Here is a 22,972-nt window from a genome sequence, read left to right as displayed (position 1 = left end):
ACTTCAGCGGAGCCTGAGTTCAGCGGACCCTGAGCGGCTCGGCTTCGGTGATCCGTGCGAGTTCCTCATAGCTGATGGAGAACATGGCGTTGTGGTCACCGGCTCCGGCCCACAGCAGCGGGTACTGCTCAAGGGAGGCGTCAAGAACGGTGCGGATGGGGCCCGGGTGGCCCACCGGGGCAACTCCGCCAACTTCCTGGCCCGTATGTTCCAGGACGAAATCCGGACCGGCCCGGCGGATCCGGCCGAGCCCCAACTGATCGGCCACAAGCGCGGTATCCACCTTGGCCGCGCCGCTGGCGAGGATCAGCAGGGGACGGCCGGAGAGCTCGAACACAAGACTGTTTGCGATGGCTGCAACGTCGCACCCGAGAACGGCTGCCGCCGCTGCCGCCGTCGGAACGCCGTGCTCGAAGATCCTGACTGTGTCCGGTGCGCCGGCTGCCTTAAGTGCCAGCCTGACGTTTTCTACAGGATCAGTAACCTTGGGCATCCAGGATCGCATCTTCCTCATCTTCGGCGGTGGGCCGCTTATTTTTTCGAGGGGCCGGAGCCCTGCGCTTGGGCAGTCCGCCCGCAGCGATGATCTCGTCGTCTTCATCTTCTTCCGCGTCAATCGCCGCATTGCGGGCCTGTTGGCGCGCGGCGTATCCGAAGCCGATGAACATCAGGACGCCGAACGCAAACCACTGCAACGAATAGGAGAGGTGGGTCCCTTCGTCGGTTTCGGGCTTGGGGAACGGCGCGGGCATGTAATGCACGCTGGGGGTCTCGCTGGCCAGTTGTCCGTAAGCTCCCGTCGCTATGGGGTACTGGAGTTCACTGGCGTAAGTGGGGAGGTCGATGGACGCGAGCTGGCCTTCCACGGAGCCTCGGTCCAAATTGGGTTCCGAAGCCTTAAGGCGGGCGACCACCGTCACTTGTCCACTCGGTGGCGCGGGAATGGTGTCGGGGTGGCCCGGCGTTTTGTTGCCGATGGGTAGCCAGCCACGATCAATCACCACAGCTTCTCCGGTGGTCAAGCGGAAAGGCACAACAACCTCATAGCCAGGTTGCCCGTTGAGGGGACGGTTTCGAACCACACGTTCACCGGCGACGTCATAGCTGCCTCTTAGCTCGACCTGCGTCCATTCCCGCTCCGGATCCAAGGACGTGAATTGGTTCTTCACCTGGGGAAAGGGGACGGGAGCGGCTGAGTAATTGGTCACCACGCGGTTTATCTCAGCGAGGGTTTCTGCGCGGCGGTCCATCTGCCACCGGCCAAGCAGCACGCATCCCGTGGCGAAGACGGCAGCCAAGACGAAGTACCCCAGCCACTTGCTGGAGAAAAGGAAACGGTACATTCAGCCGGCCTCATTCGATGGTGCTTCAACAACTTTAAAAGGCTGGGTTTCTTTCCAGAGTGCCCGTGTCTTCAGGTATTCCTCCAGCCATTCCCGGTGCTCTTCGCAAGCCAACCAGACCTTACGGCGTTCGGGAGTGTGGATGCGGGGATTATTCCAGAGCAACTGCCACGTGGCGCCGGCACGGCACCCTTTGCGGGCACACAGGGCAGGGCCGGGGGTGCTCCTTGAATCCTGTTGGGGGGATCCCACACCACCAAGGTTGAGGATGTTCATGACGTCGCCTCCTCGCTGTTGGGTTTTCGGGGCGGGTTGCCGGAGCGCACGTCCGGGGCTTCCGGGGTTGGCGGCTCTTCGTCCACCACTTCGCCCTGAAGGACCGTCGGTCCTTCCTCTGGGGGCGTCCCGACATGGGTGGCCGGCCCTTCGATCTCGGGAACCGGGAGGTATTCCAGGAGGGAATCGCTGGGAACTTCCGCCTTGTCGCTGCCGTTGGCGATAACCACGGCAATCCACGGAAGAAAGACTGCCCCTGCGATCGCGATGATTTTGAACCAGCCGTCCACCACGAAGATCAGGATGATGCACACCATGCGGATTCCCATAGCGACGGCGTACTTGATCATGCGATCCCGCATGTCTTCCGAGTGCGCGGCGGCGGCATCGGTAATGCTGTGCACCTCCGGGTCCCCGGATACGGCATCCGGATCCCCGGGCGCATGCTGCAGGGGACTGTCTTCTTGTGTCACAGCTGAATCATCACGCTCCAAAGGCTTCCCCCAATTCTCTCACCAAGGCCGTGAGCACCCAAACCACGGCTGCTATCCGCGGCGGGCGGGCGCTGCGGATAAGATCGAAACAGAAAAATCCCTCTTCATCGTGGCGGATGCCTGCCGCAGAATCCGGAGTCCAAGCATGTCTGAAGCAGTATCCAACGGGCGTAGCGTCCTCATCACCGGTGGTAACCGCGGCATCGGCTTGGCCATTGCCGAGTCATTCCTGGCCAACGGGGACAAGGTGGCGGTTACTTACCGCAGTGAAACTGAACTGCCTGAAGGAATCCTGGGCGTCAAGGCCGACGTTACCGACGAGGCGTCCATCGATGAGGCCTTCAAAAAGGTGGAAGAGGCACACGGTCCTGTTGAAGTGTTGGTGGCAAATGCCGGCATCACCAAGGACACGCTGTTGCTGCGGATGAGCGAGGCCGACTTCACCTCCGTTCTGGACACCAACCTCACCGGCGCCTTTCGCGTTATCAAGCGCGCGTCCAAGGGAATGATCCGCCTGCGCAAAGGTCGCGTCGTGCTCATTTCTTCGGTTTCCGGCCTGTACGGCGCGCCCGGCCAGATTAACTATTCAGCTTCCAAAGCCGGGATGGTTGGCATTGCCCGCTCCCTGACACGCGAACTCGGCAGCCGCGGCATCACCGCCAACGTTGTGGCCCCCGGCTTCATCAACACTGATATGACAGCTGAACTGCCCGAAGAGACGCAAAAATCGTACTTGGCGAATGTGCCGGCAGGCCGGTTCGCCGAAGCGTCCGAGGTAGCCAACGTGGTTCGTTGGGTGGCCAGCGATGAAGCCGCCTACATATCCGGTGCCGTAATCCCGGTTGACGGCGGTCTCGGAATGGGCCACTAGCTCCGATAGCGGTTTTTGTCCGGGCCCTACAACGGATTTCATCCAAGCCGCTGGCATGATGGAGATCAGGCCACGATTTTTGGATGTAGTGAACAAAAGGAGCATGAATGGGAAAGCTGGAACACAAGACCGCGATCGTGACGGGGTCCTCTCGCGGAATCGGGGCAGAAGTTGCCAAGTTCCTGGCAGCTGAGGGTGCCGCCGTCGTCGTGAACTACCGTCAAAAAGCGCCACGCGCCAACAAAGTAGTGGCGGAAATCCAGGCAGCGGGAGGCCGTGCTGCGGCCGTTGGTGCGGACCTGACAACCGACGAGGGCGTACACGCCCTCGCCAGCAAGGCTATGGAAGAATTCGGCTCCCTGGACGTCCTGGTCTTGAATGCATCCGGCGGCATGGAGACGGGCATGGAAGAGGGCTACGCCCTCAAGCTGAACCGCGACGCACAAGTCAACATGCTCAACGCGGCTGTCCCACTCATGCCGGAAGGTTCGCGGGTCGTGTTCGTCACCAGCCACCAAGCCCACTTTGTGGAATCCGTTCCCACCATGCCTGAGTACGAGCCCGTTGCGAAGAGCAAGCGGGCGGGCGAGGATGCACTGCGCGACCTTCTGCCTCAGCTCGAGGACAAGGGAATCTCCTTGGTGGTGGTTTCCGGCGACATGATCGAGGGAACGGTGACAGCCACTCTGCTGGACCGCTCCAACCCGGGTGCCATTGAAGCACGGCGAGCCGAGGCCGGAAAGTTGTACTCAGTCAAGGAATTCGCCGCGGAGGTCGCCAAGATGGTCACCGCCGACGTCGAATCCGGACACACCGAGTACGTCGGAGGTGCTGACTACTTCGGCCAGGCCGCACAGTAGGACAGACTCCGAACTTAACGGAAGTAGCAGAGCGGCCTGGGACTGATGTCCCGGGCCGCTCTGCTTTTACGTTGGGTGACAATTTAATAAAAAACTCGGCATTCGGCGTCACGAATTAGAAATTATTGTTTCGCCTTTCTGCCTTTGCGTTTGTCGCCGTGATCTGATTGACTCTCCAATGCGCCATCGCTGTGGTTGCGCGCGGAATGCGGAATTTGGATGATGCGCAAGCAACGGAAATCTCGGCCGGGCACTGAACGTATAACTCCAAACCAGGAGCACAATTGGACTTGTTACTCCACGCTGACGACATTCACGCCTCCTATGATCAGCGGCGCATCCTCAAAGGCATTGGCATGTCGTTGTATCGAGGCGAAATTCTTGGTGTCATTGGAACGAACGGTGCCGGCAAAACCACCCTCATGAAGGTGTTGGCGGGTTCCCACCAGCACGACGCCGGCCACATCATGATGGCTGGTGAGCGCTACTCGCCGGAATCTCCTGAGGAAGCGCGTGCCTGCGGGGTGGGGCTCATCCCACAGAATTTCCGGCTCGATCCCGAATTGACCGTGGCCAAGGCCATATTCCGAGGAACCTTCCAGGCAGCCAAATCACACGCGGAGCTTAGGGCTCAAGCACTTGAGCTCATCGACGGCATCGGCGTTTCCATGGACCCTGACGCTAAAGTCGGCACGTTGATCAGGGCGGAGCAGGCCCTCGTTGAGGTTCTCCGAATGGTGGCCGAAGAAGCCCAGTTGGTCATTATGGATGAGGTTGCCGCGTCACTGCCGGATCACGACGTCGCGATCCTTCACCACGTTCTGCGGATGCTGGTTGGCCAAGGTCGGGCGATCATTTACATCACCCACAGGCTGGACGAGGTCCGTTCCATCGCGCACCGCATCGCTGTCTTGCGGGACGGCAAAGTCCACCGGATGGTGAACGCCAGCCAAACAAGTGTTGATGAGCTCACCTTCATGCTGCTGCGGCAGAAGTTGGAGGATACTGCGAGGCCGGCTGATCCGGCGGATGCTTCCGAGGTGCTGCAGGTCAGGAACCTCGCGGTAGGAAATGTTGTTCGCAATGTCAGTTTCAGCGTAGCCAAGGGTGAAATTTTCGGCATCGTCGGTACGCATCGTTCCGGCGTCTACCAGTTGACGGAGGCACTCGTGGGCATCCGCCCGAGCATCTCGGGCGACATTTTCATGCACGGAAACAAGGTCGAGATCCGGCGGCTGGAGGATGCGCGGAGGCTGAAGATTGGTTACCTGTCGGATGTTGATGACAACCTCGAGCCCCAAGCCAGCATTGTTGAGGGCCTGCAGCAGAGTAGTGAGGTCACGCAGGACACTCTCCAAGCCGAGGTCAGCCAGCTTCGGGGCGTGATTGAACTGGTCCGGCGCATGAGGATCAACACAACCAATATCCATGGGAGCCTCACGCATCTGTCCGGAGGTGATCGGCAGAAAGTTCAGCTGGCCAGATGGATGACCACCGACTGTGACGTGTTGATCCTCAGCCATCCCAGCCGCGGCATCGACATCGGCGCCAAAGAGGTGGTGTACAAGATGCTCAACGAGCTCAGCCAGACCGGCGTCGCGATCATTCTCTTGTCCTCGGACCTATCGGAACTGGTCAGTTGGTGCCACCGGATCGCGGTGATGCGCGACGGCGAATTGGTCACCATCGAAGCGAACGCCAACACCAACGAGGACGTCTTGGTACACCACATGCTGGGTGGCACGCCCGCGTTAGGAGCCACCATGGCACGCAGGGTGAAGGCCTGACGGCTGGACACGTTTCCAGGCCCGGCCGGTGCCATGGAGCAGCCCAGCAGGTGCCATAAAGCAAAGGGGCGGCCACCATCGCGATTACTCCGCAATGGTGGCCGCCCTTTTTGGGCTCGGTTCTTGCTAGATGATGATCCCGTTGGCGAGGTTGTTCAGCTTGTGGCGTGCCAACGCCAGGTTTGCGTAGGTCCGGTCCAACACCAGGTAGACGAAGAGGCCCTTGGAACCACCCGAGTTCAGGACGTTGATCAGGTGGTACTGGGAGCCCAGGGTGATGAGGATGTCTTCGATGTCGCTGTTCAGGTTTAGGTCCGCCATGGTGCGCAGCTTCGCACTGACGACATTTGAATTACCCGCGGCAGCCACGCCGAGGTCAAAGCCGGGACTTCCCCCCTGAGCCAGCGCCATGCCGCTGGAATAGTCGACGATCGCCGCGCCCGTGGCGCCTTCGATGGACAGCAGTTGCCTTATAGCTTCATCAAGTGAGCTCATAATGTCTTCTTCCTGTTCTGCTCTGTCTCCAAGGGCGTCCGCAAAGTAGACGGAACTGGCTTCCTGGTACACAGGGGTGCTCTGGAGCAACTCCCAAGAAACGAAGTCGACCTCTGGAGGCTCCGCCTCTGGCGTTTCCGTCAGTGAGGGCTCCGCAGCGGAGGAGCCTTCGCCGCGTCGCCACCACTTCCACGTACGTTGCGTACCGTTCACGTCCTGCCTCTGTACTTCCGTCATCCTGGATTGCGGGATGCTTTACGGCTCCCCGATGAGTTTGCAATTGTGCACGAAAATAACGAACTCGAACAATATACGTCGAATTCCTCAGGCGGCATAAATTTAGGAGTGGTGAGCAAATTAGAGGCTGAGAATTTGAGCTTTTAGCATCAATTCAATAAATTGTTTTCTTTTTCGCGTCACGAAATCGAGGCAGCCTACACGTTAGCGATATGCCGAACCGCGTCCAAGTACGGCATATTGATCGCGGCGTCGGCCACAGCCCTGACGGCGGGCTTGGCATTAAAGGCGATACCTATTCCCGCAGCTCCGAGCATGTCGAGATCATTCGCGCCGTCGCCGACAGCTATGGTGTGTTCCAAACTGATGCCTTCAGCAGCAGCCCACTGGCGGAGGTACTTTTCCTTGGCAGCCCGATCAATGACAGCGCCGAGAACCTTGCCGGTCAGGACGCCGTCGACGATTTCCAGTTCGTTGGCGATCCAATAATCCAGACCCAGTTCCGCCGCGAGCGGACCCAGGATCTGGTTGAAACCACCCGAAACCACCGCCACCACGTGACCCGCATCCTTGAACGCGGCAACGAGTTCTGCCGCGCCGAGGCTAAGACGGACTTCTTGCCGCACGGCGTCGACGACGGCGGCCGGCAGCCCAGCGAGGACAGCAACCCGGGCGTGCAGGCTCTGGGCGAAATCCAATTCACCACGCATTGCCGCCTCAGTGACGGCGGCGACTTCTTCCCGCTTACCCGCATGGGCGGCCAGGAGCTCTATGACTTCCTGCTGGATCAACGTTGAGTCCACGTCCATCACGAGGAGTTTCCGAGGGGCTTGCCGCAGGGCCTCTGGAACAATGGCCGTGTCTACGCCATCCACGGCGTTCGACGCCACGTAGCTACGGACTTCGGCAAGGTCCGATGATGCGTCCGCAGTCACCGTGAGAGTTGCGCTGTGGACGGCAAACCGCTCATCTCCTGACTGTGACTCCGACGAAACCACCGCCCCCGCATCTGCCAAGGTCTTCCTTAGCGTTTCCAGCGATTCGGGGGACAAATTCACGGCATAGGTGACCGCAGCCAGGTTCGAAGTCATGGCCTCAATCCTATCGAGCGCCCCCGGGCGTCCCGAATTCGTTTCACCGCGGAACCCGGAGCCATGGCCGGTTATCAGTCAGCCGGATTTTTGTCCTAGTGTCTACTGCTATGAGTGATGTTCTGGAATTGGCTTCCGTCAGCGTTGTCCGAGGCAAAAAGACCCTGCTGGACAAGGTTGACTGGGAAGTCAACGAAGGTGAGCGCTGGGTGGTACTCGGGCCGAACGGCGCGGGTAAGACGACGCTTCTCCAGGTCGCCGCCGCCCGCCTCCATCCCAGCAGCGGCAAAGCGGGAATCCTGGACGAGACGATGGGTCGAGTTGACGTTTTTGAACTCCGTCCCCGGATCGGGCTCTCTTCGGCAGCACTAGCCAACCAGATTCCAGAGAACGAAACTGTCCTAAACGTAGTTGTCACTGCGGCCTACGGCGTGACTGGCCGTTGGCGCGAAGGCTACGAGCGCGACGACGAACGGCGCGCCTTCCGCCTCCTGAACGACTGGGGGATGGGACCGTTGCTTAATCGCACGTTCGCCACGCTCTCCGAAGGGGAGCGCAAGCGGGTCCAGATTGCCCGGGCTTTGATGACCGATCCGGAGTTACTGCTCCTGGACGAGCCAGCCGCTGGACTCGACCTGGGCGGACGCGAGGAACTGGTCCACAAGCTCGGCGAGCTTGCCCGTGACGAGGCCTCACCTGCCATGGTCCTGGTGACCCACCACCTTGAGGAAGTGCCTCCCGGATTTACCCACGCCATGCTGTTGCGCGACGGCGCGGTAGTAGCGGCTGGTCCCATCGGCGAAGTCCTCACCGCGGAGCACCTGAGCGAAACTTTCGGCCTGCCGTTGGACGTTACCGAAAATGCCGGACGCTACACGGCCACTGCCCGCCGCTAGGCGGGGGCTCGTGCGACAGTGGAGATTCTAAGCGGCGCCCTGGTCTTTATCGCGGGGTTGTGGGCAGGCACCATTAACGCGGTGGTGGGCTCCGGCACCCTCGTGACCTTCCCTGTCCTCATCGCCCTTGGCGTGGTTCCGGTGGTCGCATCCATGAGCAATGCCATGGGATTGGTGGCGGGAACCGCGGCCGGGGCCTGGGGCTACCGACATGAGCTTGCCGGTCGGCGTCAACAATTGCTGAAGCTCCTCCCTGCTTCCCTCCTCGGTGGAATCACCGGAGCGTGGCTCCTGCTGCACCTTCCCGAGACAGTGTTCGGCTATGTAGCTCCCGTGCTGCTGGTGCTGGCGCTCTTGATGGTGCTGTTCCAACCAAAGCTGCAGGCATGGATACGGAGCAGGCAGCAAGATCCGGAGCAGGCCATCCGCGATCACAGCCATGGAGTAGTCCTGGTCGTGCTTGTCTATCTGGCTGGTGTCTACGGTGGATATTTCGTCGCTGCCCAGGGCATCCTGCTGGTCGGCATCCTGGGGGTCTTCCTCACCGGAACCATGCAGAACGCAAACGCCATGAAAAACATCCTGGTGCTCGGCGTCAACATGGTGGCGGCCGCTTCCTACCTGATTTTCGCCTTTGACCGGATCAATTGGTTGGTTGTGCTCCTGATTGCCGTCAGCTCCACGATTGGTGGCCTGCTCGGCTCCAAAGTGGGCCGGAGGCTTTCGCCCACGGTACTCCGCGCCGTGATCTTTACGCTCGGCATCGTGGCCTTGGGCTTCATGATCGCCAACCTGCTGAAATGATTCTCCCGTGACGTTCCATTACCTTGAGTCTGCCGATGATCCCCGGGTCAGCGACTACACCACCCTGACCGATGTGCACCTCCGGAAGCTGCGTGAGCCCGAAGAGGGAATGTACATAGCGGAGTCCTCGAGGGTGCTGCGCCGCGCCCTCGCAGCCGGACATCAACCCCGGTCCTTTTTCCTCGCGGAAAAGTGGTTGGCCGACCTCGAGGACGTCTTCCACGACTATCCCGACGTTCCGGTCTTCATCGGCACAGCCTCGCTGCTTGAGGAGATTACCGGCTTCCATTTGCACCGCGGCGCCATGGCCGCGATGCACCGTCCCGCAGCAGTGCCGCTCACAGAGCTTCTCGCCGGAACGCAACGCGTGGCTGTGCTGGAAGACATCGTGGACCACACCAACGTCGGGGCGATCTTCAGGTCCGCGGCGGCCCTCGGGGTGGACGCTGTGCTGGTCTCTCCGCGCTGCGGGGACCCGCTGTACCGCCGGAGCGTGCGCGTGAGCATGGGCACTGTCTTCCAAGTGCCCTGGGCGAGGCTGCAGTCCTGGCCCGCGGACCTTGGCCAACTGAAAGACCAAGGATTCACTGTCGCAGCCATGGAGCTGACACCAGACGCGCTCACCCTCGATGAACTGGCGGAGAAACAGTTCCCGAAACTCGCTTTGGTGCTGGGCACCGAGGGCGCCGGCTTGAGCGAGGAGACACTTGCCGCCGTCGACCTCGCCGTCAAGATACCCATGCGCGCAGGCGTGGACTCCCTCAACGTCGCGGCGGCGTCCGCTGTCGCGTTTTGGGAACTCCGGCCCCGGGACTGAGCCCGGTTCGTGCCCGCTGGCCACTTCGGCTATGATTGATTGTTGGCCCGCCCACTGAAATGTTGTTCGCAGTGACGGACCACCTCCATTCATACCTGGCAGCTGGCAAAATCCAGTTGCGTGAACAAAAGGTCCCATTATGAAGTCTGATATCCACCCGAAGTACGAAGCTGTTGTTTTCAACGACCTCGCTTCCGGTACCAAGTTCCTGACCAAGTCGACTGTTTCTTCGTCGAAGACCATCGAATGGGAAGACGGAAACACCTACCCCGTCATCGACGTCGAAATCTCTTCGGAGTCCCACCCGTTCTACACGGGCAAGCAGCGCATCATGGACTCCGCTGGCCGCGTCGAGCGCTTCAACGCCCGCTTCAAGGGCTTCGGCGGCAAGAAGTAACCACTTCGCCCTCAAGTCTTTTTCGAAGGCCCGCATCTGCTGGATTTCCAGCGATGCGGGCCTTTTCGTTTTCCGGCAAGATGGAACCCATGACTCACCGGATTTCCCCCGACCAGCAAAACCACGACGCCGGCACCCGCCTTCACGGCGAATATAAGGTCCCCGGCGGCAAACTCGTCGTCGTGGACCTGGAGGTTGCCGAGGGGAAGTTCGCCGATGTCTCGCTGAGCGGTGACTTTTTCTTGGAACCCGACGAGGCACTGGAAGCAATCAACGGCGCTTTGACGGGGCTTCCCGAGTCCACGCCGGCCGTAGAGATTGCTTCCGCCGTGACCGCAAGCCTTCCTGCTGGAGCTGTTTTGTTTGGCTTCTCTGCTGACGCCGTTGCTGTCACAGTCCGCAGGGCACTTTCCAAGGCGACCAGCTGGGCTGACCACCAATGGGAAATGATCCCGCCCTCCATCTTGCCGACGCAGGTCAACGTCGCCCTGGACGAGGTCCTCACCGAAGAAGTTGGCAACGGCAGCCGCAACCCCACCCTCCGGTTCTGGGATTGGGAGGAACCTTCGGTCGTGATTGGAAGCTTCCAGTCGGTACGCAACGAAGTGGACCCGGAGGGGGTGTCCCGCCACGGCATCACCGTGGTGCGGCGCATCAGCGGGGGCGGTGCCATGTTCATGGAAGCCGGCAACTGTATTACCTATTCCCTCTACCTGCCACAGACGTTGGTTGATGGCATGAGCTTCGCCGATTCCTACGCCTTCCTCGATGCTTGGGTGATGGCCGCACTGGAGAAGCTTGGCATCAGTGCCTTCTATGTTCCGCTCAACGATATCGCCACGGAACAGGGCAAGATTGGCGGTGCAGCACAGAAGCGCCTGTCCAACGGGGGAATGCTGCACCACGTCACCATGAGCTATGACATCGACGCCGACAAAATGGTGGAAGTCCTCCGTATCGGCAAGGAAAAACTCTCAGACAAAGGCACTCAAAGCGCCAAGAAGCGCGTGGACCCCTTGCGTCGCCAGACGGGCTTGGCCCGTTCGGCGATACTCCAGGCGATGCAGGAAGTTTTCACGGAGAGGTACGGCGCGATTGAGTCACAAGTAACGGAGGCAGAGCTCAGTGAAGCCCACCGACGGGTGGAAGCCAAATTCGGTACCGAAGAATGGCTGAACCGCGTCCCCTAGGGCGCGGCTGGGCCTCAGCCGGTGGCTTGGGCCGTCAGCGCACGCAAGAGGTGGCTTCGCTGCTCGATAACAATGCGTCGCAGTGCCCGCGGTGCGTCCCGGTGTGAACCCAGCCAGTGGTCTGCCAGGACCAGAACGGGGTGCTGGGCCGGGTCTGCGCCAATAGCAAGGTCTTGCCAGCCCGGGAAAAGGCCCCGGACAATCCTGCCAGCTATCTCAATGCTGCGCTCTGCCCAGACCCGGTCAAGGGATTGAAAATAGGGTTCCACGTACGCGTCCAGCATGGGCGCGGGGGCTGTCACGAAACCTGCGATGGTGGCGCCGAGGATCTCATTGGAGAGTTCGTGGCTGTTGACCACCCGGTCCCAGGCGGCAGCTTTCACTGCCGCATCAGGACGTGCGGCGGAGGCCAAGGAATGGCCTTCGTGCCCCGATGCAGTCTGATCGGCGTCGAGTTCCCGGTCCAGTTCAGCTTGGGTCGCCTGACCGTGGGCGGCCAGCGCTTGCCACATGCTCCAGCGCAACTCGGGGTCCACGGCCAAGCCGTTAATAACTGTGCTGCCGTCGAGTATGCCGCGGAGCAAATCCAACTCGCTGTCCCCGTGCCGCGAGACAGTCGCCAGCGTTCGGGCCCAGGCGAGCTGGTGATCGGAACCGGCAGGAGCATCCCGGAGGCGGGCCGCCGCTACTGCAAGAAAGTCCCGGCGGACGTTATCCCTTCGCGCGGCAGGTACAAATCGTTCAATGGCGCTGGAGGCGTTACCCAAGATGTTGAGCAGCACGCCGATCCCGTTCTCCGTCGGCGCGAACCGTTCCACCGCGGCCACGTACTGAACCGCCGGGGTGACGGCGTCGCGTGCCGAGTCCCATAATGCGGTCCAGCACAAGGCCCGCGCCATAGGGTCCTGAACTCTATCGAGCGAGGTACGGACCGTTCGCTCGGACACAGGATCGAGACGGACCTTGGCATAGCTCAGGTCCTCGTCGTTGACCAAGAGAAGGGCCGGGCGTGCTTTGCCCGCAAGTTCCGGCACGAGCGTGCTTGGCCCGGCAATGTCTACTTCGAGGCTTTCCGACCGCACGACGGCGCCGGTCGCATCTGCCCCGTACAGGCCCAAGCGCAACCGGTGCGGCCGCAATTCCTGGTGTCCCGTCAAGGGGTCGACGGCGTCCTGCCGGAGCGTCACTGCACCCAACAGGCCGCCGTCTTCCACGATCTCAGCGGAGATCGTGGAGATACCTGACGTCTGCAGCCACTGGCGGGCCCAGGTGTCGAGATCCCGGCCCGAGGCTTCGCTGAGTGCTTTGAGAAGATCACGGAGGGACGTATTGCCGAACGCGTTGTCGCGAAAGTACTGCCGGGATCCGGTGATGAAAGCATCAAAGCCGACGTAGGCCACCAGCTGTTTGAGGACGGACGCACCCTTGGCGTACGTGATGCCGTCAAAGTTCTGCTTCGCGGCTTCAAGGTCCGGGATGTCAGCCACAATCGGGTGGGTTGTGGGCAGCTGGTCCTGCACATAGGCCCAGGCCTTGCGGCGGCTGGCGAAGTTGACCCACGCAGTGTCCCAGTCCGTGGCGCGGTCCACGCCGAGGGTCCCCATGTAATCGGCAAATGACTCTTTAAGCCAGAGATCGTCCCACCAGTTCATGGTGACGAGATCGCCGAACCACATGTGGGCCATCTCGTGCATCAGGGTGTTGGCGCGACCCTGGTATTGCGCGTCAGTAGCCCGTGAGGCGTAAATGTACTTCTCCGTAAAGGTGACCAGCCCGGGGTTTTCCATGGCACCGAGGTTGTACTCGGGCACGAATGCCTGATCATACTTACCCCACGGATAAGGGTAGTCAAAGAGCTCATTGAAGAACGTGAGGCCACTCTTGGTGAGCCGGAAGATCACCTCGGCATCGAAGGACCCTGACAATGAGGCGCGGCAGTAGAGGGCCAGCGGTACCTCAAGCCGCGCACCGCCGTCGAGCGTTGCTGTCCAATGATCCGTAGCTTTGAAGTACGGGCCTGCAAGTACCGTGGTGATGTAAGTGGACATCCGCTCCGTGGTGGCGAAGTCCCATCGGGCACTCCGCGCGTCATCGGGGAGGGTGGCCCGGGTAAGCTCCACGCCGTTGGAAGCTACCTCCCACGCGGCCGGGGCGATGACGTGGAACGTGAACAAGGCTTTGAGATCAGGCTGCTCAAAGTTGGCAAAGACGCGGCGGCTGTCCGCAGGCTCGTACTGCGTGTAGAGGTAGCACTGGCCGTCGGCAGGATCCACGAAGCGGTGCATGCCTTCCCCGGAGCGGCTGTACAGCGACGTTCCGGTCACTGTCACAGTATTCTCCGCGGCGAGGCCTTCCAGGATGATCCGGTCCCCGTCCACGACGTTTGCTGCATCAAGGACGCGTCCGTTCAGCACAACCGATTCCACGCCGCCACTGATGTAGTCCAGGAAGGTTGCGGAGCCGGGAGTGGCCGAGAACGAGATGGTGCTGGTACTGGCGTACCCGGAGGCGGCCGGATCAGCGGCGCTGCGGACATCCAAGGTGACGTCATAGCTGTGGGTGGTGATCAGGGCCGAACGGGTGGCGGCTTCGTCGCGGGACAGGTTGTGATTCGACACACAGCTATCTAATCATGATCCATGCGGCGGCCAGTCCGAGCCCTGCAATCAGCAGCCAGGATCCCAAGGCGACCACAACGGCCCTCCCGCCCGTACGGATGAGCATCCGGACGCGCACCGCGGAGCCCAGGCCGAAAAGGGCCATCGCGAGCAGGATGTCCTGCAGGGAAGCGACCGCGTCCAAGACCGGTTGCGGGGCCCACCCCAGCGAACGAACCACCACCAGGAGAATGAAACCCACCACAAACAGCGGGACAACGGGAGGGAACTTCCCGTCGTCGTCGCTGTCCCTCTGAGCGGAGCCGGCCGCGCGCGACCGCGTGTGCATCATCCGCTGGTGGAGGCCGGCCACGGCCACTACCGGGGCGAGGAGGACCACCCGGGTCAGTTTGACGACGACGGCGATCGCCAGCGCCGCGGCACCTGCGGTTTGGGCGGTGGCCACCACCTGGCCGACATCGTGTACAGAGGCCCCGGTCCAAGCCCCGAAACGCTCAGGGCTGAGGCTCAAAGGGTGCATCAGGAGCGGTAGGACACCGATCGCCAAAGTCCCGCACAAGGTCACCAAGGCAACGGGGAGAACCGTGTCTTGGTGCCTGACCCGGCGCACCGCGGCCATGGCGCCGATCGCCGAAGCTCCGCAGATGGAGAACCCCGTTGCGATAAGCAACGATGTTTCCGCGGGAAGTCGCAGCAGCCTCGCCAGTGCGTACGTTCCCGCGAAGCTCGCCATGACGATGAGGGTGATCAGGACAAGCGCCAACCATCCCAAACCCAGCACGTCCGCAATGCTGACCTTCAGTCCCAGGAACACGATGCCTGCGCGCATGAGATGCTTCCCGGCGAAGTCCAACCCCGGCCGGGCGCGCCCCGCAGTCCACGCAGCCGTGCCCGGTATATTTGCTGAAAGCAAACCCAAAGCAACGGCCAACGTCATGGCGGGAATGGCAGGCAATACTGCGTGCAAGCTGAAGGCGAGGCCCATTGCCACTGCGCTCAGGGCCAAACCTGGCACACACCGGACGAGCTGGGGCGCAAGGTTGTTCAAAGGCATTCCCCAACCCTGCCGGAACAGGGCACTGAAATGCGAACCGGGGCCGCCGCCCACACAGCGACACAAGCAGCGCGTAATGCGCTCGACTCAAAAAGGTGATTGTCTAATTCCCATGTCTGACCTATTCCAGGATTATTCCGAGGCCGCCGCACGTAGTGGCGCCTACGATGAGATGTTTGCCCCGGGCCAGGTCGCCAGAAAATCTTACGGACAGGTTTCAGGAGCCCTGCGTGAACTTTCACTCGCGGACGTTACTGCCCGGGCCGACTCCATGGCGAGGACGTTCCTGGACCGTGGAGTGACGTTTGACTATGCAGGGGAGGAGCGGCCATTCCCCCTGGACATCGTTCCGCGCGTGATTCCCGCCGATGAATGGGACGTCTTGGAACGGGGGGTGGCGCAGCGCGTCAAGGCATTGGAAGCCTTCCTGAACGATGTCTACGGACGGATGGCGGTGGTGGCTGACGGGGTGATTCCGAGGCAACTCATCACCACGAGCGCCCATTTCCATCGGGCAGTCCACGGTTTCGAGCCGGCCGGCGGTGTCCGCGTGCATGTCTCGGGCATCGACGTCGTCCGCGATGCTGCCGGGACTTTCCGCGTTCTGGAAGACAACGTCCGTGTCCCATCCGGCGTGAGCTACGTCCTGGAGAACCGCCGGGCCATGGCCAAGGGACTCCCGGAAGCGTTCGGCCAGCAGCATATCCGGCCCGTGGAGGAGTATCCCCGCAGGCTTCTCTCCGCGCTCCGCAAGACCGCCCCGGCCGGCGTCGACGATCCCACTGTTGTGGTTCTGACCCCGGGAGTGTTCAACAGCGCGTACTTTGAGCACACCCTGCTGGCCGGGCTCATGGGGGTCGAGCTCGTGGAGGGACGGGATTTGATTTGCCGCGGCAACCGCGTTTACATGCGGACCACTGCTGGTGAACAGCGCGTTGATGTCATCTACAAGCGCATCGATGATGACTTCTTGGACCCGCTGCAGTTCCGCTCCGATTCGATGCTGGGCTGCCCCGGCTTGGTCAACGCCGCGCGCGCTGGGGGAGTGACCATCGCCAACGCAGTGGGTAACGGCGTCGCCGATGACAAGCTCGTGTACAGTTACGTCCCTGACTTGATCCGGTACTACCTCCACGAAGAGCCGATCATCGCCAACGTTGATACGTTCCGACTTGAGGAAAAGGAAGCAAGGGAGCATGTGCTTGACCGCCTTCACGAATTGGTGGTTAAGCCCGTTGACGGCTCCGGGGGCAAAGGGCTCGTGATTGGCCCGGATGCTTCCAAGGAAGAATTGGACGCGTTGCGCAAGCGGGTCATTGCCGATCCACGGGGTTGGATCGCGCAGCCGGTGTTGCAACTGTCCACGGTGCCGACCCTTTCAGGGGACAAGTTCGGACCTCGCCACGTGGACCTGCGTCCTTTTGCGGTGAACGACGGCGACGACGTCTGGGTCCTTCCCGGCGGACTCACCCGGGTAGCCCTCAAGGAAGGGTCTTTGATCGTCAACTCAAGCCAAGGCGGCGGCTCCAAGGACACCTGGGTCCTGGCGAATTCGTCGCAACTTCCCGCTGAGGCCATCCCACGCCAGTCGGTAAGGGTCCGTGAACAGGTTTCTGTGTGGCCCGTCGAGAGCAACTGGCGGGACCGCCAAACGGAGCAACAGCAGTGAGCGCCCGCACCCCTGACCTGAACTCCGACCGGCACCATGTGAAGGAGGCCCAGTTAGATGCTGAGCCGTATTGCTGAATCACTCTTTTGGATCGAACGCTATGTTGAACGCGCCGATGGCACGGCACGGATCCTGGACGTGCACCTCGAGCGACTGAACCATCTTCCCCTGGAAGAACAACAAAGTGTGGCGCGTGACCTGCTGGCCGTCATGGGTGCCAAGCCGCAGAGCGATGACTTCGGGCTTCCCGAACTGCTCCATGCCCTTGCCTACGACAAAGCGAGTGCTTCCTCCATTGCCGGTTCACTCGGCGCCGCACGCGAGAATGCCCGCCGCGCACGGGAAACAGTCTCGCAGTCCTTATGGGAGAGCCTCAACACCACCTACTACGGGTTGAACCAGCACCGCAAGGATGTTGTGGGGACGTACCGCTTCTGTAACTGGGTCCTTGAGCGGACAGCGATGGTCCGTGGGCTTGCGGACACCACCGTCAGCCACGATGAGAGTTGGCTGTTCATGGTCCTGGGCCGCTCCCTTGAGCGGGCTGATATGACGGCGCGGATGCTGTCCACCCGTGACGTCCAATCCGCGGGAATGTCGTGGGTGAACATGCTGCGGTGCGCAGGCGCCTATGAGTCGTTCATCCGGACCCGTCGGGCAGCCTTCGGTGACCAGCACGCGGCCGAGTTCCTGCTCCTGGACCGCCTCTTCCCGCGATCGATCGTTTATGCGCTGCGTGACGCCGATGAATGCCTGGCAAAGTTGGATCCCTCAGCACAGCGCGTTGGCTTTATCAACGATGCACGGCGGATCGTGGGCCAGGCCCGGACGTTTTTGGAGTTCCACCGCACGGATGACCTGATGTCGGAACTGCCCGAGCACATGGAACGCGTGCAAAAGGCAGTGACGCAGGCTTCGGACGCGATTTCCCGTAAGTACTTCAATCAGGCTGATGAACACGCCTGGGTGGGAGAAGTTTCATGACCCGGCTAAGTATTGTCCACACAACGGCTTATAGATATAACGGCCGCGTGACGCTGTCTTACAACGAGGCCCGGATGACGCCCCTCACCGATGCCCAGCAGGTGGTCTTGGAGTCCTCACTCAAAGTTTCCCCCCATCAGGCAGCGGTGAGTACGTACCGCGACTATTGGGGCACCCGCGTGACAGCATTCGACATGCAGTTGCCCCATGAGAGCCTCGAGGTTGAGGCGACCGCTACGGTGGAGGTCCATCGCCCTGAACGGGTGGCCACCGAGGACGACATCGTGGGTTGGGACGTCATTGCCTCGGACAAGATCCAGGACGAATTCAGTGACTGGCTCCCGCAATCCCGCCTGACCGGGCCCGGGGATGAGGTTCTCGGGATCGTTCCGGATGTGGTTGCCGGTAAGAACCCGCACGACGCCGCACTGGCAGTTTTTTCGTGGATGGCCGGAGAGATGACCTATATGAAGGGCAGTACCGGCGTCACCACCAACGCCGAGCAGGCGTGGTCACAGCGCCAAGGCGTGTGCCAGGACCTGGCACACTTGGCGATCGGCGCGCTGCGTTGCAGCGGCATCCCGGCGCGTTACGTCTCGGGCTACATCCATCCACGGTCGACGGCGGGTATCGGCGAAGCGGTGGCGGGGCAATCGCATGCGTGGCTCGAATGGTGGGATGGGGAGTGGCGCAGCTGGGATCCCACCAACCACAAGCCGGCCGGCGACTACCACGTCACCGTAGCCAGGGGCCGGGACTACCGCGATGTCCCACCGCTTAAAGGCATCCTGTCCGGGGGCGGCGGCTCGGGCCTGTCGGTAACGGTGCAAATCACGCGCTTGGCGTAGCGCTTTACCAGGGCGAGGGCTTGTAGTCCTTGAGGAAGACTCCGTATTGGTCCTCGCCCTTCTCGCCCATCACGATCGGGTCATAAACCCTGGCGGCCCCGTCCACCAGGTCCAACGGGGCGTGGAAGCCCTCCTCCATGAGACGGACCTTGGTGTAATGCGGACGCTCGTCCGTGATCCAGCCGGTATCCACCGCGGTCATGAGGATGCCGTCGGAGTCCAGCATCTCTTGGGCGCTCGTACGGGTCATCATGTTCAAGGCCGCCTTGGCCATGTTGGTGTGCGGATGTCCGGGGCCCTTGTAGGCGCGGGAGAATTGTCCTTCCATCGCCGAGACGTTAACGATGTACTTGCGGTGCGCCGTGGAGCGCTTCATGGCATCACGGAGCCTGCTGACCAGCAAGAACGGCGCGGTGACGTTGCAGAGTTGGACTTCCAGCATCTCCAGCGGGTCCACCTCGTCCACCACTTGTGTCCAACTGTTGATGGACGCCAAGTCCGGAACCAGGCCACCGGCGTCGATGGCGGTGCCGGTTTCTATTCGCTGCAGGGAGGCTGAACCTGTGGACAGGGCCAGGGATGTGATTGCGTCCCCGGCCAACACAGGGTGTTCGGTGACGCTGCTGGCCAAGGCCAGCGGATGCTTGTCGTGGGCATGGCCGAAGGTGACCAGCTCGGGTCCCCCGTTGGCCGGTTCCAGTGCAGCAGGTAGAGGCTCATCTTCGGCGTCAACCAGCGGCTTGTACGCATTTCCGGAACGGCGCACGGTTTGGGCGGCGTTGTTAATGATGATGTCCAAGGGCCCGGCCTCGTTCAGTGAGTCCGTGAGCGCCATGACCTGGGCCGGATCGCGAAGATCGATGCCCACGATCCGCAGCCGGTGCAGCCACTCAGCGCTGTCCTCCATGGCGGCGAAGCGGCGGGCAGCATCCTTGGGGAACCGGGTGGTGATGGTGGTGTGCGCGCCGTCCCGGAGGAGGCGCAGAGCGATATACATGCCGATTTTGGCCCGGCCACCGGTCAGTAGAGCCCTCCGGCCGGTGAGGTCGGTCCGTGCATCCCGTTTGCTGTGGCTGAACGCCGCGCATTCGGGGCAAAGCTGGTGGTAGAACGCGTCCACCTGCGTGTAGTGCTTCTTGCAGATATAACAGGGACGCGAACGGATCAGGTGGCCTGCTACCTCGCCCGTGGCAGAGGGCGCAAGTTTGTTCCCGCGCGTCTCGTCATCGATCCGGTCCGGTGCCGCCGTCGCCGTCAGGGCAATGACGGCGCGGTCTGCTTCGGCGATGGAATCACGCTTGGTGACACGACGATGGCGTTTGACGGCCTTGAACATCTTGCCGGTAGCACGCCGGACGGCAACGTAGTCCGGGTGCTCTTCGTCGTAGACGTGGATCGTGGTCAAAACCTTGAGGCAGGCCTGGATCTCTTCGGGCGTCAGATTGGTGGAGCTCATTGACCTGATTTTACAGCCTGAAGAGACCTCGGCCTGCCCCGGGGGCCGCGGTGACCGCCCGGCGCCTGCTACCTAGTTGACGACTCCTTGCCGGGCAACATCCGGTACGCGGGCTTGAATTCCGGCAGCGACCTTTTCGGCGGAGTCGCGGATATCGGGATCGTCATGTGTTGCTGCCTTGACCGCCTCCGGAAGGCTGCGGCGATGCTGGGCGGAAAGGGCAAGTTCAGCTTCGCCGGGCTCCGGAACCATCTGTCCCTTGGCCAGCACTGTGATTCCGGACTCGGTGACTTTGTATCCGCGGGCCCTATCCAGCTCCGGGTCCAGTCCGATGGCAGCCCCGGCAGGAACCTGGACGTTCTTATCCAGAATGGCCCGCTTGATGACTGCGCCCTCGCCCACACGGACCTTATCCATCAGGACCGAATCCTGGACACGGCTCCCCGCGGCAACATACGCGTCGTTGGAAAGCACCGAGCCTTCAACGATGCCACCGGAAATAACCACGCCGCTGGCCACGATGGAATCCAAGGCGGTACCCACCGTGTTGTTGCCGCCTCGGACGAACTTGGCCGGCGGTGAAATGCTCTGGCGGGTGTAGATGGGCCACTCGGAGTTATACAGGTTGAACACCGGCACCGGCGAGATGAGGTCCATGTGGGCGTCGTAGAACGAATCGATAGTACCGACGTCGCGCCAGTACGTCCGGTCGCGATCTGTGGCGCCTGGGATGTCGTTCAGCGTGAAGTCGTAGACGCCGGCTTCGCCTTGGTCCACGAAGTACGGAATGATGTCCCCACCCATGTCGTGCTTGGTGTCGAGCCGCTCTGCGTCCACATGCAAGGCATCAACGAGGGCGTCGGCGTTGAAGACGTAGTTCCCCATGGAAGCCAGGAATTGAGTGGGGTCAGCTGCCAACCCGGGGGTGCTGGAGGGCTTTTCCACGAAAGCGGCGATTTTTTGCGGATCATTCTGGTCCACTTCGATCACACCGAACTGGTCAGCCATGTTCAGGGGCTGGCGGACCGCTGCCACCGTGGCCTTGGCGCCGCTGGCGATGTGTTGTTCCACCATCTGGGAGAAGTCCATGCGATAAACGTGGTCAGCACCGACCACAACCACGATGTCGGGAGCGTCGTCGTGAATGAGGTTCAAGGACTGGTAGATAGCGTTCGCACTCCCCAGGAACCAACTCTTGCCCACGCGTTGCTGCGCCGGAACGGAGGCTACGTACCGGCCCAATTGCGTCGACATCCGCCACGTCTCTGAGATGTGGCGGTCCAAGCTATGGGATTTGTACTGCGTGAGCACAACAATTTTCAGGTATCCCGAATTAACGAGGTTGGATAGTGCAAAGTCAATTAACCTGTAACCGCCGGCAAACGGAACCGCGGGTTTGGCCCGGTCCGCTGTCAGCGGCATGAGGCGGTTGCCTTCCCCGCCTGCCAATACGATTGCCAAAACTTTCTTCAACGCCATGGTCACAGCTCCCCGTACGTCTTCGTATTCCCCCAAAAGTCCGATTTTCCGGACTCTTTCACACTAGAACACATACGCGGGAACGACTACGTTGGTTAGCGTGCGAATAGACATTGTGACTAAAGAGTTCCCTCCGGAAATATATGGCGGTGCCGGCGTCCATGTTGCCGAGCTCAGCCGCGTGCTTGCGAAGCACGTCGAACTCCATGTGCGGGCGTTCGGTTCGCCCCGTGATTCCGACTACCACGGGGCATCGGTTGAGTCCTATGCGACCCCGGATGAGCTCGGCGGAGCCAACCCGGCCATCCAGACGCTCGGCGTGGACCTGAGGATCGTTCCGGACATTGCGGGAGCGGACCTTGTGCACTCGCATACGTGGTATGCGAACATGGCAGGCCACTTGGCTTCCTTGCTCCATGGCATTCCCCACGTGCTGAGCGCCCACAGCCTTGAGCCGCTCCGCCCGTGGAAGGCTGAACAGCTCGGCGGCGGCTACGCCCTGTCTTCATGGGTCGAAAAAACCGCCTACGAAGCCGCCGACGCCATCATTGCTGTTTCGGACGGGATGCGGAAAGACATCCTCCGCAGCTATCCGAACGTGGACCCGGACAAGGTCAAGGTGGTGCACAACGGGATTGACGTTTCCTTGTGGGAACGGGACGAAGAAGTCGATGCGATCCGCGCTCTTGGGATCGATCCGGACAAGCCCAGTGTGGTGTTCGTGGGGCGCAACACCCGCCAAAAGGGTGTTCCGTACTTGTTGCGGGCAGCTTCAAGCCTGCCGGACGACGTGCAACTGGTCCTCTGCTTGGGCGCTGCCGACACTCCGGAACTCGCCGCTGAGACCGCACGCCTGATCGAAGATCTTCAGGCCAAGCGCCAGGGCGTGGTCCTGATCGAGCGGATGCTCCCACGCCGGGAGCTGATCCAGGTCCTCAGCCATGCCACGGCCTTTGCCTGCCCCTCCATCTATGAGCCCTTGGGGATCGTCAACCTCGAAGCGATGGCGTGTGGTGCAGCCGTTGTGGCCAGCGCCACGGGCGGCATTCCGGAGGTGGTCCAACACGGAGAAACGGGCCTGCTGGTCCAACTGGAGCAGGTGACGGACGGAACGGGTACTCCGCTCGATCCGGAAAAGTTCGTCAGTGATTTCGCCGCTGCGTTGAACGAGGTAGTGGCCGATCCGCCCCGCGCCCGCCAGATGGGCATCGCAGGCCGACGTCGGGCCGAAGAACACTTTTCCTGGGAGTCCATTACCGAGGCGACGCTCGAGGTCTACCGTTCAGTCTTGCGCTGACCTCTAGCG

General features: G+C 61.5%; 22 protein-coding genes. 12 read left to right on the top strand and 10 right to left on the bottom strand.

Annotated elements, in window-relative coordinates; genetic code table 11:
- Positions 1 to 19: 19 nt before the first annotated feature.
- The 4 genes from QRN04_RS03270 to QRN04_RS03255 are packed head-to-tail and all read right to left on the bottom strand — an operon-like array spanning position 20 to position 2,113.
- Complete coding sequence (locus tag QRN04_RS03270; protein ID WP_284974718.1) at positions 20 to 493, bottom strand: YbaK/EbsC family protein; 474 nt, start codon at positions 491 to 493, stop codon at positions 20 to 22.
- The gene (locus QRN04_RS03265) at positions 477 to 1,343 is read right to left on the bottom strand and encodes an SURF1 family cytochrome oxidase biogenesis protein (protein WP_284974717.1); all 867 of its coding nucleotides are present in this window, start codon (positions 1,341 to 1,343) and stop codon (positions 477 to 479) included. The genes QRN04_RS03270 and QRN04_RS03265 overlap by 17 nt, the downstream gene beginning before the upstream one ends.
- Positions 1,344 to 1,619, bottom strand: coding sequence for a hypothetical protein (locus tag QRN04_RS03260; protein ID WP_284974716.1), 276 nt, complete (start codon positions 1,617 to 1,619; stop codon positions 1,344 to 1,346). It abuts the gene before it with no gap.
- Positions 1,616 to 2,113 (bottom strand): DUF3099 domain-containing protein, encoded by a 498-nt coding sequence (locus QRN04_RS03255; protein WP_284974715.1) that lies wholly within the window; start codon positions 2,111 to 2,113, stop codon positions 1,616 to 1,618. The genes QRN04_RS03260 and QRN04_RS03255 overlap by 4 nt, the downstream gene beginning before the upstream one ends.
- A 145-nt stretch (positions 2,114 to 2,258) precedes the next feature.
- Between QRN04_RS03255 and QRN04_RS03250 the strand changes: the two genes are divergently transcribed.
- The 3 genes from QRN04_RS03250 (at position 2,259) to QRN04_RS03240 (ending at position 5,631) form a co-directional block, all read left to right on the top strand.
- Positions 2,259 to 2,984, top strand: coding sequence for a beta-ketoacyl-ACP reductase (locus QRN04_RS03250; RefSeq protein ID WP_284974714.1), 726 nt, complete (start codon positions 2,259 to 2,261; stop codon positions 2,982 to 2,984).
- Positions 2,985 to 3,091: 107 nt separating this feature from the next.
- Entirely contained in the window at positions 3,092 to 3,844 is a 753-nt protein-coding gene (locus QRN04_RS03245; RefSeq protein ID WP_284974713.1) for an SDR family oxidoreductase, read from the top strand.
- A 284-nt stretch (positions 3,845 to 4,128) separates the two neighbouring features.
- The gene (locus QRN04_RS03240) at positions 4,129 to 5,631 is read left to right on the top strand and encodes a sugar ABC transporter ATP-binding protein (protein WP_284974712.1); all 1,503 of its coding nucleotides are present in this window, start codon (positions 4,129 to 4,131) and stop codon (positions 5,629 to 5,631) included.
- Positions 5,632 to 5,757: 126 nt separating this feature from the next.
- Here QRN04_RS03240 and QRN04_RS03235 read toward each other — a convergent pair whose 3' ends face one another.
- Positions 5,758 to 6,363 carry a hypothetical protein gene (locus QRN04_RS03235; RefSeq protein WP_284974711.1) on the bottom strand — a complete coding sequence of 202 codons (606 nt, stop codon included), beginning with the start codon at positions 6,361 to 6,363 and terminating at the stop codon, positions 5,758 to 5,760.
- A gap of 197 nt (positions 6,364 to 6,560) precedes the next feature.
- On the bottom strand, positions 6,561 to 7,454 hold the full coding sequence (serB, locus tag QRN04_RS03230) for a phosphoserine phosphatase SerB (protein WP_284974710.1): 894 nt from the start codon (positions 7,452 to 7,454) through the stop codon (positions 6,561 to 6,563).
- A 110-nt stretch (positions 7,455 to 7,564) separates the two neighbouring features.
- Here serB and QRN04_RS03225 point away from each other — a divergent pair, with 110 nt between their 5' ends.
- From QRN04_RS03225 to lplAB, 5 genes are all read left to right on the top strand, one after another.
- The gene (locus QRN04_RS03225) at positions 7,565 to 8,350 is read left to right on the top strand and encodes an ABC transporter ATP-binding protein (protein ID WP_284974709.1); all 786 of its coding nucleotides are present in this window, start codon (positions 7,565 to 7,567) and stop codon (positions 8,348 to 8,350) included.
- An 18-nt stretch (positions 8,351 to 8,368) separates the two neighbouring features.
- Positions 8,369 to 9,154, top strand: a complete 786-nt coding sequence (locus QRN04_RS03220) for a sulfite exporter TauE/SafE family protein (RefSeq protein ID WP_284974708.1) — start codon at positions 8,369 to 8,371, stop codon at positions 9,152 to 9,154.
- Between the two features lie 7 nt (positions 9,155 to 9,161).
- Positions 9,162 to 9,971, top strand: coding sequence for a TrmH family RNA methyltransferase (locus QRN04_RS03215; RefSeq protein WP_284974707.1), 810 nt, complete (start codon positions 9,162 to 9,164; stop codon positions 9,969 to 9,971).
- 139 nt (positions 9,972 to 10,110) lie between these two features.
- Positions 10,111 to 10,368 carry a type B 50S ribosomal protein L31 gene (locus tag QRN04_RS03210; protein WP_066275740.1) on the top strand — a complete coding sequence of 86 codons (258 nt, stop codon included), beginning with the start codon at positions 10,111 to 10,113 and terminating at the stop codon, positions 10,366 to 10,368.
- Positions 10,369 to 10,457: 89 nt separating this feature from the next.
- A complete protein-coding gene (gene lplAB, locus QRN04_RS03205) occupies positions 10,458 to 11,558 on the top strand; it encodes a lipoate-protein ligase LplAB (protein ID WP_284974706.1) in 1,101 nt (366 codons plus the stop codon).
- A 14-nt stretch (positions 11,559 to 11,572) separates the two neighbouring features.
- Here the strand turns inward: lplAB and pepN are convergent, their stop codons facing one another.
- Together pepN and QRN04_RS03195 are read right to left on the bottom strand one after the other, a co-directional pair.
- A complete protein-coding gene (gene pepN / locus QRN04_RS03200; protein WP_284974705.1) occupies positions 11,573 to 14,176 on the bottom strand; it encodes an aminopeptidase N in 2,604 nt (867 codons plus the stop codon).
- Between the two features lie 4 nt (positions 14,177 to 14,180).
- The gene (locus QRN04_RS03195; RefSeq protein ID WP_284974704.1) at positions 14,181 to 15,230 is read right to left on the bottom strand and encodes a YeiH family protein; all 1,050 of its coding nucleotides are present in this window, start codon (positions 15,228 to 15,230) and stop codon (positions 14,181 to 14,183) included.
- A 112-nt stretch (positions 15,231 to 15,342) separates the two neighbouring features.
- Here QRN04_RS03195 and QRN04_RS03190 point away from each other — a divergent pair, with 112 nt between their 5' ends.
- Genes QRN04_RS03190 through QRN04_RS03180 form a run of 3 tightly spaced genes read left to right on the top strand, consistent with a single transcriptional unit; the run spans position 15,343 to position 18,731 of the window.
- On the top strand, positions 15,343 to 16,899 hold the full coding sequence (locus tag QRN04_RS03190) for a circularly permuted type 2 ATP-grasp protein (protein WP_284974703.1): 1,557 nt from the start codon (positions 15,343 to 15,345) through the stop codon (positions 16,897 to 16,899).
- Between the two features lie 57 nt (positions 16,900 to 16,956).
- Entirely contained in the window at positions 16,957 to 17,883 is a 927-nt protein-coding gene (locus QRN04_RS03185) for an alpha-E domain-containing protein (protein ID WP_284974702.1), read from the top strand.
- A complete protein-coding gene (locus QRN04_RS03180; protein ID WP_284974701.1) occupies positions 17,880 to 18,731 on the top strand; it encodes a transglutaminase family protein in 852 nt (283 codons plus the stop codon). The genes QRN04_RS03185 and QRN04_RS03180 overlap by 4 nt, the downstream gene beginning before the upstream one ends.
- Before the next feature lie 4 nt (positions 18,732 to 18,735).
- Here QRN04_RS03180 and QRN04_RS03175 read toward each other — a convergent pair whose 3' ends face one another.
- Together QRN04_RS03175 and glgC are read right to left on the bottom strand one after the other, a co-directional pair.
- Positions 18,736 to 20,187, bottom strand: a complete 1,452-nt coding sequence (locus tag QRN04_RS03175; RefSeq protein ID WP_284974700.1) for an SDR family NAD(P)-dependent oxidoreductase — start codon at positions 20,185 to 20,187, stop codon at positions 18,736 to 18,738.
- A 72-nt stretch (positions 20,188 to 20,259) separates the two neighbouring features.
- Entirely contained in the window at positions 20,260 to 21,672 is a 1,413-nt protein-coding gene (gene glgC, locus QRN04_RS03170) for a glucose-1-phosphate adenylyltransferase (RefSeq protein ID WP_284974870.1), read from the bottom strand.
- A 94-nt stretch (positions 21,673 to 21,766) separates the two neighbouring features.
- On the opposite strand from glgC, the gene glgA reads away from it, so the two are divergent.
- Positions 21,767 to 22,963: a glycogen synthase gene (gene glgA / locus QRN04_RS03165; protein ID WP_284974699.1), complete on the top strand. Its 1,197-nt coding sequence runs from the start codon at positions 21,767 to 21,769 to the stop codon at positions 22,961 to 22,963.
- Positions 22,964 to 22,972: the final 9 nt, after the last annotated feature.

This window comes from Arthrobacter sp. efr-133-TYG-104, from assembly GCF_030208915.1.
Taxonomy (GTDB): domain Bacteria; phylum Actinomycetota; class Actinomycetes; order Actinomycetales; family Micrococcaceae; genus Arthrobacter.
This window is presented reverse-complemented; position numbering and strand designations above follow the sequence as displayed.

Bases quoted from the DNA above. Each gene is read 5' to 3' on its own strand.
- QRN04_RS03235 (WP_284974711.1), bottom strand. From the start codon at position 6,363: ATGACGGAAGTACAGAGGCAGGACGTGAACGGTACGCAACGTACGTGG.
- QRN04_RS03190 (WP_284974703.1), top strand. From the start codon at position 15,343: ATGTCTGACCTATTCCAGGATTATTCCGAGGCCGCCGCACGTAGTGGC.
- QRN04_RS03225 (WP_284974709.1), top strand. From the start codon at position 7,565: ATGAGTGATGTTCTGGAATTGGCTTCCGTCAGCGTTGTCCGAGGCAAA.
- QRN04_RS03270 (WP_284974718.1), bottom strand. From the start codon at position 493: ATGCCCAAGGTTACTGATCCTGTAGAAAACGTCAGGCTGGCACTTAAG.
- serB (WP_284974710.1), bottom strand. From the start codon at position 7,454: ATGACTTCGAACCTGGCTGCGGTCACCTATGCCGTGAATTTGTCCCCC.
- QRN04_RS03185 (WP_284974702.1), top strand. From the start codon at position 16,957: ATGCTGAGCCGTATTGCTGAATCACTCTTTTGGATCGAACGCTATGTT.
- QRN04_RS03260 (WP_284974716.1), bottom strand. From the start codon at position 1,619: ATGAACATCCTCAACCTTGGTGGTGTGGGATCCCCCCAACAGGATTCA.
- QRN04_RS03210 (WP_066275740.1), top strand. From the start codon at position 10,111: ATGAAGTCTGATATCCACCCGAAGTACGAAGCTGTTGTTTTCAACGAC.
- QRN04_RS03265 (WP_284974717.1), bottom strand. From the start codon at position 1,343: ATGTACCGTTTCCTTTTCTCCAGCAAGTGGCTGGGGTACTTCGTCTTG.
- QRN04_RS03180 (WP_284974701.1), top strand. From the start codon at position 17,880: ATGACCCGGCTAAGTATTGTCCACACAACGGCTTATAGATATAACGGC.
- QRN04_RS03250 (WP_284974714.1), top strand. From the start codon at position 2,259: ATGTCTGAAGCAGTATCCAACGGGCGTAGCGTCCTCATCACCGGTGGT.
- QRN04_RS03245 (WP_284974713.1), top strand. From the start codon at position 3,092: ATGGGAAAGCTGGAACACAAGACCGCGATCGTGACGGGGTCCTCTCGC.
- QRN04_RS03195 (WP_284974704.1), bottom strand. From the start codon at position 15,230: ATGCCTTTGAACAACCTTGCGCCCCAGCTCGTCCGGTGTGTGCCAGGT.
- lplAB (WP_284974706.1), top strand. From the start codon at position 10,458: ATGACTCACCGGATTTCCCCCGACCAGCAAAACCACGACGCCGGCACC.
- QRN04_RS03175 (WP_284974700.1), bottom strand. From the start codon at position 20,187: ATGAGCTCCACCAATCTGACGCCCGAAGAGATCCAGGCCTGCCTCAAG.